This is a genomic window from Vibrio sp. ABH4_348, from assembly GCF_056159765.1.
Genome location: NZ_JBSWVW010000002.1, coordinates 1,199,220 through 1,212,136 on the forward strand (window position 1 = coordinate 1,199,220; position 12,917 = coordinate 1,212,136).

Annotated in this window: 12 protein-coding genes; 3 read left to right on the forward strand and 9 right to left on the reverse strand. The window is 42.5% G+C overall.

What is annotated here, in order from left to right; all coding sequences use genetic code 11:
* Positions 1-115 precede the first annotated feature (115 nt).
* Positions 116-1,765: a P-loop domain-containing protein gene (locus ACXAFJ_RS19320; RefSeq protein ID WP_475325693.1), complete on the forward strand. Its 1,650-nt coding sequence runs from the start codon at positions 116-118 to the stop codon at positions 1,763-1,765.
* Positions 1,766-1,841: 76 nt separating this feature from the next.
* Here the strand turns inward: ACXAFJ_RS19320 and ACXAFJ_RS19325 are convergent, their stop codons facing one another.
* From ACXAFJ_RS19325 to ACXAFJ_RS19340, 4 genes are all read right to left on the reverse strand, one after another.
* Entirely contained in the window at positions 1,842-2,465 is a 624-nt protein-coding gene (locus ACXAFJ_RS19325) for a DNA-J related domain-containing protein (protein ID WP_475325694.1), read from the reverse strand.
* 86 nt (positions 2,466-2,551) lie between these two features.
* Positions 2,552-2,896 (reverse strand): divalent-cation tolerance protein CutA, encoded by a 345-nt coding sequence (cutA, locus tag ACXAFJ_RS19330; RefSeq protein WP_475325695.1) that lies wholly within the window; start codon positions 2,894-2,896, stop codon positions 2,552-2,554.
* Positions 2,897-3,259: 363 nt separating this feature from the next.
* Complete coding sequence (locus ACXAFJ_RS19335) at positions 3,260-3,931, reverse strand: HAD-IA family hydrolase (protein WP_475325697.1); 672 nt, start codon at positions 3,929-3,931, stop codon at positions 3,260-3,262.
* Between the two features lie 116 nt (positions 3,932-4,047).
* The gene (locus ACXAFJ_RS19340; protein ID WP_475325698.1) at positions 4,048-4,518 is read right to left on the reverse strand and encodes a flavodoxin; all 471 of its coding nucleotides are present in this window, start codon (positions 4,516-4,518) and stop codon (positions 4,048-4,050) included.
* A 159-nt stretch (positions 4,519-4,677) separates the two neighbouring features.
* On the opposite strand from ACXAFJ_RS19340, the gene ACXAFJ_RS19345 reads away from it, so the two are divergent.
* Positions 4,678-5,154, forward strand: a complete 477-nt coding sequence (locus ACXAFJ_RS19345; RefSeq protein WP_475325699.1) for a CreA family protein — start codon at positions 4,678-4,680, stop codon at positions 5,152-5,154.
* Between the two features lie 67 nt (positions 5,155-5,221).
* Here the strand turns inward: ACXAFJ_RS19345 and ACXAFJ_RS19350 are convergent, their stop codons facing one another.
* The 3 genes from ACXAFJ_RS19350 to ACXAFJ_RS19360 form a co-directional block, all read right to left on the reverse strand.
* Positions 5,222-5,833, reverse strand: coding sequence for a putative ATP-dependent zinc protease (locus ACXAFJ_RS19350; RefSeq protein ID WP_475325701.1), 612 nt, complete (start codon positions 5,831-5,833; stop codon positions 5,222-5,224).
* A 144-nt stretch (positions 5,834-5,977) separates the two neighbouring features.
* On the reverse strand, positions 5,978-7,159 hold the full coding sequence (locus ACXAFJ_RS19355) for an amino acid aminotransferase (RefSeq protein WP_475325702.1): 1,182 nt from the start codon (positions 7,157-7,159) through the stop codon (positions 5,978-5,980).
* Between the two features lie 124 nt (positions 7,160-7,283).
* Positions 7,284-8,141, reverse strand: a complete 858-nt coding sequence (locus tag ACXAFJ_RS19360) for an AraC family transcriptional regulator (RefSeq protein WP_475325703.1) — start codon at positions 8,139-8,141, stop codon at positions 7,284-7,286.
* A gap of 167 nt (positions 8,142-8,308) precedes the next feature.
* Here ACXAFJ_RS19360 and ACXAFJ_RS19365 point away from each other — a divergent pair, with 167 nt between their 5' ends.
* The gene (locus tag ACXAFJ_RS19365) at positions 8,309-9,694 is read left to right on the forward strand and encodes an MATE family efflux transporter (RefSeq protein ID WP_475325705.1); all 1,386 of its coding nucleotides are present in this window, start codon (positions 8,309-8,311) and stop codon (positions 9,692-9,694) included.
* A 101-nt stretch (positions 9,695-9,795) separates the two neighbouring features.
* Here ACXAFJ_RS19365 and nrdG read toward each other — a convergent pair whose 3' ends face one another.
* Both nrdG and nrdD read right to left on the reverse strand, forming a co-directional pair.
* Positions 9,796-10,290: an anaerobic ribonucleoside-triphosphate reductase-activating protein gene (nrdG, locus tag ACXAFJ_RS19370; protein WP_475325707.1), complete on the reverse strand. Its 495-nt coding sequence runs from the start codon at positions 10,288-10,290 to the stop codon at positions 9,796-9,798.
* A gap of 9 nt (positions 10,291-10,299) precedes the next feature.
* Positions 10,300-12,426, reverse strand: coding sequence for an anaerobic ribonucleoside-triphosphate reductase (gene nrdD / locus ACXAFJ_RS19375; protein WP_475325709.1), 2,127 nt, complete (start codon positions 12,424-12,426; stop codon positions 10,300-10,302).
* Between the last annotated feature and the right edge of the window lie 491 nt (positions 12,427-12,917).

Here is a 12,917-nt window from a genome sequence, read left to right on the forward strand (position 1 = left end):
AAAGAGCGCATATTGCGCTCTTTTTAGTTTATCTGAAGACACATTGTATCTTAGCTTGCTCGACGATCACTGATATACTCCGCACCAAGATAACCATAACGATAAGACACCTCCAATGGATGCGTTGATCGCTAAACTAAAAAAACTCGAAAAACAAAATTATCGAGCGTACAGCCAGATACGTGGTCAGTACGATTTTTCTGATTTCATATTACACGCCGATTTTATTCAAAGTGATCCGTACGCATCAGACTCGCGCTTTCGCGCGATAAGACCATGGTCGGTAACGGGTTTAGATTGGTTGAAGGATCAAGAAGAAGACTATCAAATTGCAGCACGTGATTTTATCGCTCGTCAATTTGAACGCTTTGCCAAAGACGAACCGAGCGTCTCAATAGCAACAAGCGGGCAAATTGTTTTGGACTCGACTGCGGTGCTCTTCACAGAGCTGGGAATTGAAATTCGATTTCGAGTTAAGTTACCCGCTAGCGGACGAGAAATCTTAGGTAAAAAAGCGATTAATATTCTCACGTTCCATCTACCAAAGTTTATTCGACGCGCGACATTAGAACGTGAGATTGATATTCAAGACCTCAAATCACATTGTGAACTTTATCAAGATCAGTGTTTTATTCGAGCGCAATTAGATTCACTCAACATAAGCGCTTTTGTTGCTAACAACGCCATTTTACCAAGGGCGTCGGGTAACAGTCCGCTGCCTCTGAAAGATGCCACGCCTTTTGTCTCTCCTGAGTCTTTGGTTGTCTCCATTGAATGCCCTAACGCAGGTAAAATTACCGGGATGGGCATACCAAACGGTGTAACTTTGATTGTTGGCGGCGGTTTTCATGGCAAATCAACACTGCTCAAAGCCCTAGAAAAAGGTGTGTACAATCATATTCACGGTGATGGGCGCGAATGGGTAGTATCTAGATGTGATTCGGTCAAGATTCGCGCCGAAGAAGGCAGATGTGTTCATAATCTCAATATTTCGAACTTTTTAAATCACTTACCACAAGGCAAATCGACAGACGTTTTCACAACTCAAGATGCATCCGGTTCGACATCTCAAGCCGCTTGGTTACAAGAAGCCATAGAATCTCAAACTCGCCATTTGCTAATTGATGAAGACACTTCTGCGACCAACTTTATGATCCGCGATACCCGAATGCAGGCTCTGGTAAACAAAGGGCAAGAGCCAATCACACCACTGATTGACCGCATCCGTCCTCTTTTTGATCAGCTTAGTATCTCGACGACTTTAGTCATGGGGGGTTCAGGTGATTACCTCGATGTTGCAGATACCGTTATTCAAATGCATGACTACTTGCCCATAGATGTCACTGCAAAAGCGAAAGAGATCGTTGAGCAAATTCCAACTCAACGCATCAACGAATCAGAATCGGAATTCAAACAACCACAATGTCGAAAGCTGCTTTGTTCCTCATTGCTTACGGTCTTGAATGACGGAAAGTTTCGCGTGTCGGCGAAAGCTGGAAAACAACTGAGATTTGGCAAAGAGCAAATAGATCTTCAAGCGATTGAACAGTTGGAAAACGGCAGCGAACTGCACGCCATCGGGTGGGTGCTACTGTTACTCGCTCAAACTCCAGCTAAAAGTGTAGACGTATTAACTGAAACACAAAAATTACTTGCTAGTAATTGGCACGAACAAATGCCCTACTACGGCGATTTAAACAAACCACGCATACAAGACGTGATGTCAGCGGTAAACCGATTGAGAAAAGCCAAGTTTATCCAGTAATACCGCTTTTGATGCCCTAAACCCAAAAGACCGACTTTATGTCGGTCTTTATGATTTGAGCGTAATGTAAGAGTGTCTAATGTCTTAACACATGCCAAGCTTCACACAGCACTCGAAAACGATCACTGTTGCCACTCTCGCGGTCAGGGTGCCATTTTAGTGCCAGTTTCCGCCAAGTTTTCCTGATCTCAGCCTGTGACGCGTCCAAAGGTAATTCGAACAGCTTTAAAGCACGCGCACGGTCCATATCGTTACTAGCTTCATTACTACCGCCAACAAACTCGCGGTATCGAGTCCAGAACTCATTTAGCAAGCGCTTGACCTCGCCCTCTTCGGCTTCATAGTTATGCCACTGTAAATAGTACTCACGTAACGGATCATCCAAATCGACAAAATGACCGGGGACATGACTTGCCGACAAAAGTAATATATCCATCGCCTGCACTTGCACCCAGTTTTCCGGATACAGTGTTTCCTGTAGTTGATATAAGGCGTTCATTATCAGGAAATTACGTTTAAACAAATCGCGCTCGGAGTTGCCGTCTAAAATAGGTATCAATCCCAAGTCATTTAAGTGAGCTGCCAGAGTGTGAACTTTCCAACCGGAAGGCTTATTTCTGAGGACTTCTAATATTGGCCAGAGCAAAGGGTTCTCCATTTCACTCTGAAACTGAGCAGCAACTGCAGTATTGTTATTCATACATCCGTTTCAATTTGGTTCTTTAGTTCAATTCAAAGCCATGATTAACGGTTTGTCGAATTTTTCAGTAATAAATTGAACCAAAGTTAGTTGTTCTCTGGTTCCAGCTTTTTTAGCTGTGTTTGAGTTTCGATCCATTCGAGATACGCTTCATAACCTGCTTCAATTGGTAACTGCACAATCTGTGGTACCTCGTAATTATGTAGCTGTAAGATCGAGTTTTGCACCTGTTCAAACAAATGGGATTGCGTTTTGATGATCAACAATTGTTCATCATCAACACAGACATTGCCCTGCCAAATGTAATGGCTCTGTATTGGCAACACTTGCACACACGCTGCCAGCTTTTTGGTGAGAAGATCATTAATGATACTTTTTGAGCATTGCTGATCATTTGTTGTCGAGAGCACCGTACAAAATTGTTGAGTCATTACTTAATTACCTCAAAAAGTGATATCCATCTCGGAAATTCAACTTAAGTGCCCAAAAGTTGGGTTTTTTATTCCAAGTGTTCAACTATGATATAAACAACGACGCGAAGACGTCTCAAAAATTAAACGATTTGCTTGCCTAACACCTGGAGATAACAGAATGAAAATCAACAAGATCGAAGATATCTTGTGTTGCCCCTTGTGTGGGAGCGACGAATATTTGCTAAGTGATAGCAACAGTATGCTGTGTGCCGACTGCGGCGCATTCTTTTCAGATGTGACTGCCGTAGAAAACTCGACTCCCATGCCACCAGTCAAAATTTCGCCCCTAGACTCCCCGAAATATTTAAATAACCTGAACCACTAATTGGCCAGTATCTCATGAAGTTGGCCTAAACTCTCGACCACTTTTGCATCGAGGACTTCATTATTGTTTAGAGGTTTGTTGTTTATTTCTGGACGAATTAGTTGGTAGCTAGCAACATTGGCTCTTAATCCCGCTAAAACCCCTTTAACAGTGTCATCGATATAGATACATTCAGACAAAGCATAACCCATATTCATCGCGCTATATCTCACCAAATCTGGTTCAGGTTTCCAGCTGTTAGTATCAAAAGCACTGTAGATGTTAGTGGAAAAGTATTTATCTAATCCAGCTAATTGCAACGCTCGAGCTATTTTTTCATATGGTGCATTAGATGCCACACAATAATCTATCCTGTTATCATCAAGCCAATCTAGTAGCTCAATTGCCCCGGGCATTGCAGTAAGGTTTTCTACAAATAACTTGTCTAATTCGCGCCGATAGATTGGTTCGACAATTTCGATGTCGATCTCTTTAGGTGTTAAGGCGGCGATATCCGTCAAGACATCTGCAAGCTTTCCGCCGTTAAAGGCGTTTACAACATCTTGATATGAGAGTGAAGCTCCAAACAAATTGAATACACGAACGAGCGCCCGGCAATACAGTGGCTCACTGTCTACGAGCGTACCCTCACAATCAAATATTACGCACTTCGGCTTTGCCACCATCATTGCTTATCTCATTAGAGTCATAGAAATATTAGTGTAGCGATTCTACTTTTAGCCGATGTATCAAAGAGAAAAATTGTGCGCTAGGTAACGAACGAATTGCCAATCTTATATAGCGGTCACGCTTCTTTAACTTCCAGATAGCATTCTTTTCCATCACCTAAGTTGAGTGAAGCTAACAACTCTTGAGCGGTCTTTTGATGGTTTAGTACAGTAACAAGGTTAGAAACTAATACTTGGTTTTCTTGAGTAGTGACAATCGCAGTAGCAACAAGCTCAGAATTGGTGTAGCCCAAGTATAATTCACAAGGTTCGGAACGAATAATTTGCGAGAGGTATTCGACAACAAGATCTGCTTTTTTGGCATCAAGTTCCTTGCTTTGATGCAGAGCAAAAGCAACCGTTAACTTGTGAAAGCTCGCTGGGAAAAAATCTATGGCCAACTTGTTGTCTGTTGGGATGATGGAAGCCAAAGACACTTTATCACCTTGGTTTAGATAGATTTCTCTCCCTTTAAGACTCTCCGGAGTCGGATACTCGACCTCTACATGCTGGTATAACCAATTTCTTTTCACATCTTGAATATTCAAAATCGAGGCCTATTCCTTTAAGTTGGCGTCAGCATACGCTTGCGACCTTGCTATCACAAGCTTTAATCTCTGGAATTAGATAGTTCTAGCCCTATTCCTGTCGGCGTTTATTTTGTAATCTGTTCTCAGTATTTCAAAAATATAAGTTAGGCATTTATCATGAAGATAAAAAATTTAGTTACAGCGTCACTAGCAGTATTAGCACTCGCTGGATGCGATAGCAGTGAAGTGGGCGATGTCAGCCTTGGTGTATTTACCATGAAAGACATTAAACTCAATCATATGCAAGATCCATTGGTTACCGGTGTTACCTGCCATGTAGCTTCTATAGAAGCGGATCTCTCACTTTCTGACCCAAGCGACAGTTCCATCGCCTGTCGACAAACGGGAGAAATCACACCCGAAATGTTGCAGAAAATCGATTTGTCACCAAGCGGGGAAGTTATATTCAAAAAATCCAAGAGTATCTTCTTTAAATCTATGAAAGTCAGACGGATTTTTGATGTCGAAAACCAAACACTCATGTATGTCTCCTACTCCACCAAGGAGACCACTGGTAGCTTTAAACACAGCCTTTCTACCGTTCCGCTTTGGGGCACACAAGCATTTGGAGTAATCCAAAACAAAGACAAATAGTGCTTTATTCGGAAGTATGCAAAAGCGCTTCAATAGAAGCGCTCTTTATATGTGGCATGAAATTTCTTTAGAGATAGAGAGATTTGTAAAAACTCTGACCAAGAACTAGAGGGAATTGATTGTTTTCGGTGGACAAGACAAATCTAACGCGCTCGCGCTTGTCTCCCATGTGTGCCCACATAGTGACCACTGGTGCTTGTTTTTCCGAATCGCGTGATATGATCGGCAGTGCCACAAATCGGCTTAACTTGCCATTATCATCAACCGCGAATTTAACCCAACTTTGACTATTTCGTTCAAACTCTTCTAACGAAACCACATAGAGCAAGGAATCATCACTTTCTAAGTTGGCCGTGGCAAACACATTCAAATCAAAGTTTGGTAAGTAAATAGATTCTTTATCTTTGAATTCAATGTTGTTGGGCTCTTGCTTTAATGGAAGATCGTCAATAGTCGTTGTTTCAGCGGTTGCTTGCTCAGACACGGGGGTGATTTGAGGTTCATGATCTTCTACTGGGGCTTTCTCTGCCGATTCCAAACGAGCATTGTTAGTATCCAAGTTGGCGGCCGTTTGGTTAGTTTCAATCGGAGCGGTTTTTGGTTTATCTTGCGATGCACAAGCTGCTAGTAAACCACTCAGTAATAAAACACTAAGTCCCTTTAATCTTTTATCTGTCATTCAGTCTGCCTTATCTTCAACCTAAAACTTTTTTGTCGCCGAGCACGCGGTTAACCTTTTATTTTTAACTTCTTTACTAGTCGCCATAAAAAACGGCCGACTGTTATGGTCGACCGTTTTAAGATGATTACGTTTAGTTAACGATTAAGCGACATCGATTATCGCATTGGCAACGTATGGAATATCTTTTTCAGTCAAACCTGCGATGTTGATACGACCATCGCCGACGCCGTAGATGCCGTATTTTTCACGCAATTGCGTCATTTGGTCCGCACTAAAGCCTAACACAGTGAACATACCCTTGTGACTCTCGATAAAGTCGAAATGTGAAGTATTGTGGACATTTCTCAGCTCATTACACAACGACCGGCGAAGTGACACCAAACGCTGCTGCATAGTGGTCAACTCTGACTTCCATAATTGTGTTAGTTCCGTATCTTGCAATACAGTTTTAACCAAAGCGGCTCCGTGATCAGGTGGCATAGTGTAAGTTGCGCGAGCTAGAGTCAAAAGCTTGCCTTTAGCGTTGACAGCTTCTTGGTGGTTTTTACCAATAACAATCGCAGCACCTGTACGTTCGCGGTACAAGCCGAAGTTCTTTGAACAAGATGTAGTAATCATCATCTCTTCAACGTTTTCCGCCATAAAGCGCAGGCCTTTGGCATCTTCTTCCAAACCGTCACCAAAACCTTGATAAGCAACATCAACAAATGGCGTGAAACCATTTTTTTTCGCTAATTCTGTGATTTGTTGCCACGCAGCAAAATCAATGTCTGCGCCAGTTGGGTTATGACAACAGCCGTGCAGTAATACCACGTCATTAGGACCAGCGTGTGAAAGCTCTTTTATCATCCGCGCTTGATCAACTTGTTTTGTCTCCGGCGAGAAGTAAGTGTAGAACTTCACTTTAAGACCGGCAGCTTCCATCACTGGTTTGTGGTTTACGTAACTCGGGTTTGACAACCATACCGTGGTATCCGGTTGCGCAACTTTGATCAAGTCTCCCAACATTCGCAGTGCACCACTCGCGCCCGGCGTTTGAATAGCAGTGACACGAGAGGTTGCGCTGGTCCCAGCTAACAAAAGATCAACCATGCTTTGGTTAAATTCTTCGCAGCCAGCCAGACCAACATAAGATTTTGTCGTTTGCGTTGCCGTTACACGCTCTTGCGCCTTTTGGATCGCTTCCATGACAGGCGTTTGACCTTGGCTGTTTTTATAAACGCCAATACCCAAGTCTACTTTGCTATCACGCGGATCTTCACGATAAGCAACTGACAATGAAAGAATTGGGTCCAACAATGGAGTGGGTAATTGGGAAAACATGAAGTTCACAACCTTTTGAAATTCATTAACGAAAAGCTAAAGGTATCATTTTTGTCAACAGAAACGAAACAAGATTCTCATTCTCAAACAAGAAACCGAATAAAATGGCGAAATTGTCAACAAATCACAGTGGTGCTATCACTGTTTTAGATTGGCGAAACTCTCTTGGTGACAGACCACACCATGCTTTAAATCGTGCGCTAAAGTTAGCAGGAACGGCGTAACCGACAGTTTCACCAATGTGTTGAATTGGCCATTCTGTTGAACGTAGTAAACGAGCCGCATACTCCATTCTCATTCGAGTTAAGTGTGCAATTGGTGAATGGCCAAACTGTTTTTGGCAAAGGCGATGAAAGTGAGCCTCTGAACATGGATATAAGCTTGCCAGCTTGGAGACATCCCAATTTGAATGCAGTTGCCGCTGCACTTGATCAAAGACTCGGTTGAGTCTGACGCTATGTTTGGATTGCTGCTGCACCTTGGGAATATCTAGCATATATTTGATTTGTTTTACGCTCAGGTCAGCTATGGCATAACCGTAATCGATAGGGAGAATAATGCTTCTAAGTAGCGTTTGAATACAGGTAAACATCACTTCGCATATCGAAGTCAGTTGATATTCCATTTTGTCGGACACTAGACGCTGCCAATCAAGCTTAGGATCTAGGAAAACCCAGGCTATGCGCCATTCTTCGTCTCCTTCACCATCCAAACCCATACCAATGGTATTTTCGATACCGGCAGGTACAGTTACCATAGAGCCCGGCTCAAGTTGGACGCGTCCATTACCGGTTTTAATCCACCCTAACCCACTCACACTGTAGAGCAGCATATGCTTCTGTTGGTTTTTTCGATGTACTAAGAATTTTTCAATACAGGTTGCTACGCCACATTGAACAATACCGAGCTCCTCAAAGTGCATGACGTTACTTTGATCAATGAACTCATGTCGGGTCTTTTCGGAGATGTGAAACGTTTCCATCAAATCAATCCTATGCTTTTTGAATGGTATATCCCCAGCGGCTTATCTAAAAGTTGATAGTTTAGTATAAGTTTCCGAGACCATGAGATAACACCGAAATAGAGTAACGATTACACTAATGTTTGTGTAGTACTAAGTGCAAACTGCACTTACTGAGGTAATCAAAAATGCAAATTTCTATAACCCATGTAGACAAGCAGTTCTGGCGGAAGCTGATTGACATCGGTTTACCAGTCTCGCTTCAAGCTTTGATGTTCTCTGTACTGGGTATGGTGGATGTGATGATGGTTTCTCAATTAGGGGAAGCCGCAACTGCTGCTGTCGGTGTCGGTAACCGTATCGTATTTTTTAATTTGTTGGTCATTTTTGGTATCAGTGGTGCACTTGGCGTGTTAGCTTCGCAATACTTTGGTGCTAAGAATTCAGAAGGTATCCGAATCACCCTGGCGCAAAGCCTAGTACTTGCAATGATCGTCACTACACCGTTTATCGCTTTGTATAGTTTTAATACTGAATGGGTGGTTGGATTAATCTCCGATGAGCCAAGCTATTTGGTTTTGGCAAGGGACTATTTGATCGTGACTGGGGTAAGCTTGTATGCAACCGCGATCGTTGTTCCTATGGAAAGCGCTCTTCGCGCCATTGGTGATGCCAAGATGCCGACCAGAATTGGATTGATCGCCATTTTGGTTAACGTTGCATTAAATGCACTTTTGATTTTTGGCTTATTTGGCTTCCCTGAACTGGGTGTCTTAGGTGCAGCCATCGGTACCACAATTTCTCGCGCATTTCAGACAGGTTTGCTTCTTTACTTAGTCAAAGAGCGACATGCTGAAATTCTGCCTAACCGCAGTGACTGGTCTGAGGCATTTCAGTTAAACCGTTTGAAACGATTTGGCAAAATCTCTATACCGCTCATTTTCCAAGATGGGATGTGGGCAGCCGGCTTAATCGTATTGAACAGTATTGTCGGAAAGATGGGTGTAACTGAGTTGGCTATATTGTCGTTCTTAGCCCCTATCGAAGGTGTCATGATGTCTGCTTTCTTGGGTTTTGCGGTTGGTGCGTCAGTGATTTTGGGCAATGAAATCGGTGCAAACAACATAAAGCGTGTTGAACAAACCGCATGGTGGTATGTGATCTTCGGTTGTAGTTTTGCAGCGGTTGTCGCCGTCCTATTTTGGGTCGCATCACCTCTAGTGTACGAGGTGTTATTACTGACTCCAATTAACGACACCGATACCTTGTTTGCTACTTGTACTGTAATTGTAGTCGCCACCATTATTCGTGTGTTTACCATGGTCGGTATTGGCGGCATATTGAAGAGTGGCGGTGACGTTAACTACTGCATAATTATTAACACATTCAGCCAATGGTGCTTAGGTATTCCTTTTGCTTATTACGCAGCCACACACTTAGGTTGGCCTCTTCACTATGTTTTGATGGGTATTATCTTAGTGGAAGAATCCGTTAAAAGCGCGCTTGTTGCAGTTAGGATTCAGTCGAAAAAGTGGATTAATAATCTAGTAGCTGAGCCGAGCCCGTCTGTTTAGTTGCTAGTATTTGATACCCCTTCCAGCTCTCCCAAATAATGGGAGAGTTTTTTAAATATAACTAGTTCTACATTAAAAAGGAGTCTGAGAACGGGGTCGTTCTATATTTGGTCTAGTGACAATATACGGCCGTCTTTCACCGAGACTATTTTTTGGTTTGAACTACCACGCCATTTAAGTGACGGGTTATATAAATTTTGTTCAAACTTACCATCAATAACGACATCAATTAACGAAACAACACTTCGCTGTTCCCTAGATAGCTCCCCATAACAATAGCCCGTCCACATCCAGATATCTTTATCTGGACATTCCTGTTTGACACGCCTGATTAAATTAAGTACTTGAGAAAGGTTATTCGGATGAAGCGGGTCGCCACCGGTTAAAGACAAACCACGCCTTCGAATGCGCGTGTCTTTAAGGTCTTCGATAATACGGTTTTCAAGGTCTATTGTGTACTCTTGACCGTTGGTAAGACACCAAGTCTTTTGATTGTAACAACCGCGACATTGGTGCTCACAACCCGACACAAACAACGTACAACGGGTACCCGGTCCATTAACCACATCGACCGGGTAGTATTGACTAAAGTGCATTTAGCTAACCTAAAGGTGCTTAACGCGACGTTTAACTTCTTCCTGTTTACCGAAGTTAAATGGCCTAGCATCCGGGCTACCTAAATAGCCACAAACTCGGCGTGTTACTGACACTCGACTAGAATCATGATTTCCGCAACTTGGGCAGGTAAAACCTTTGCTAGTGCATTCGAACTCACCCGTGTAGTTGCAATCATAGCATTCGTCGATCGGTGTATTGGTCCCGTAGTACGGAACACGTGAGTAACTGTAATCCCAAACATTTTCCAATGCTTCTACGTTATTTTGCATATTAGGGAACTCGCCATAACAGATAAAGCCACCACTGGATATTTCTGGGTATGGCATCTCGAAGTCGATCTTGTCATACGGGTTGACCTTCTTCTCAACATCTAAATGGAAACTGTTGGTGTAATAACCTTTGTCCGTTACCCCTGATATTACGCCAAATTCTTTCGCATCAATTCGACAGAAGCGATGACATAAGTTTTCACTCGGTGTCCCATACAGGCTAAAACCATAACCTGTTTCTTCTGTCCACTGGTTAACTCTATCTTTTAAGTACTTAATTACTTGAAGGCTCTTGTCTCGAAGAGCTTGTTTGTCATAAACGTGATTCTCTGTACCAAACAAGGCGTTGATAGTTTCGTGAAGGCCTATATAGCCAAGAGAAATTGAGGCACGACCATTTTTGAATAACTCAGAAATCGAATCGTTTGGCCCTAATCGAGTGCCGCAGGCCCCTTCCATATATAGGATTGGAGCAACACGAGCTTTGACATTCTCAAGTCTTTGAATTCGTGTTTCGAGAGCCGTTCTTGCAACGATGAGTTTTTCATCCAGTAGCTGATAGAATTTTTGTTCATCACCTTCGGATTGAATCGCTATTCTAGGCAAATTTAGGCTGACTACGCCCAAGTTATTGCGCCCTTCATGGACAAGCTCGCCATTTTCTTCATAAGTGTTCAAAAAACTACGACACCCCATTGGCGTTTTAAATGACCCCGTCACCTCAACCACTTTGTCGTAGTTGAGAATATCCGGATACATACGTTTAGACGCACATTCAAGGGCCAATTGCTTTACATCGTAATTTGCATCAGTAGGTTTGTGATTAAGTCCATCTTTAATAGCAAACACAAGCTTAGGGAAGACCGCCGTTTTTCTATTTTTTCCCAAACCGGCAATACGATTTTTAAGAATGGAACGCTGGATAAGCTTTGATTCCCAACTTGTACCCAAACCAAAACCAAAAGTCACAAATGGTGTTTGGCCGTTGGCCGTATGAAGTGTATTAACTTCATATTCCAATGACTGGAAAGCATCGAAACACTCTTTCTCAGTGCGTGAATTAGCAAAAGATTCTGGATCACCAATATCCCATTCCAACGCAACTTCACGGTGTTTTTGATAACTTGCTTTAACGTATGGAGCTAAGATCTCGTCTATTCGGTTTATAGTGGTTCCGCCATAGATATGACTTGCCACCTGAGCGATAATTTGCGCTGTCACAGCTGTTGCAGTTGAGATAGATCTGGGTGTATCTATCTCTGCATTACCCATTTTAAAACCCTGCGTAAGCATACCTTGCAAGTCAATTAGCATGCAGTTAAACATGGGGAAGAATGGTGCGTAGTCCAAATCGTGATAATGCAAATCGCCGCTTTCGTGTGCTTGAACCACCTCACGTGGCAAGATTCGAGTTTTGGCGTAGTGTTTAGCAACGATACCCGCCAGTAAATCCCGTTGTGTAGGAATCACTTTACCGTCTTTATTGGCATTCTCATTTAAAAGGTCAACGTTACTCTCTTCAATTAAACCTTCGATTTCCCGAGTTAAAGCGCTTTGCTTTTCACGGGCAATATCTCTATCGTGGCGATACTCAATGTATGAACGAGCCAATTCCTTAAACGGACCTTGCATCAGCTCGTTTTCCACAAGCTCTTGAATTTCATGGATGTGAACTTCTATTTTGCCTTCCAACTTCAATTCGACCGCTAGTGCGACGTTTAACGCATAGATAGCAAGTTCCTTCTCTACACGTAAATTTGAAGATGCCGATTCAACCGCAGCTTGAATTCGATCACGACAAAATGGGGCTTTTGAACCGTCCCTTTTGATGACAACTGTCTTCATTTTAGAATTCTCCACTCCTTTCACATAGCGGTCCATAAGCTGAAATGCCACTATATAGGGGTATTTTTTGACCAGATAACACAATATGTTGTGCAGTATTAGACAAAAGGACAGAATTGAAATTCTTGATCTCAATCAATCAAACCAAAAGCGAACAAATCCGGTTCGGTTTAATCTGGTTTAGGTCTCAAACTGAGTTTTTCATGGAAAACTGTCTCATTTATTACTGTGGGGTGCACAAATTCAAACAAGTCAAAAGTTGACAAAATGGTCAGTCGACAAGTGAGTAATATTCACACGAGACTTTTGTTCACTTTTGAACCACCATGTTACAACTCTTACATATTTATTTGGAGTAGATCGCACTTTTATGCAAACATTTTCAAAGTAATTGATCTTGCACTATCTGAACCGTAAATTTGCCCAACAAAAAAAGCTATACAAAATAGCGCATAACACACACACGCACAGAGATAGAACACATTAGTGAT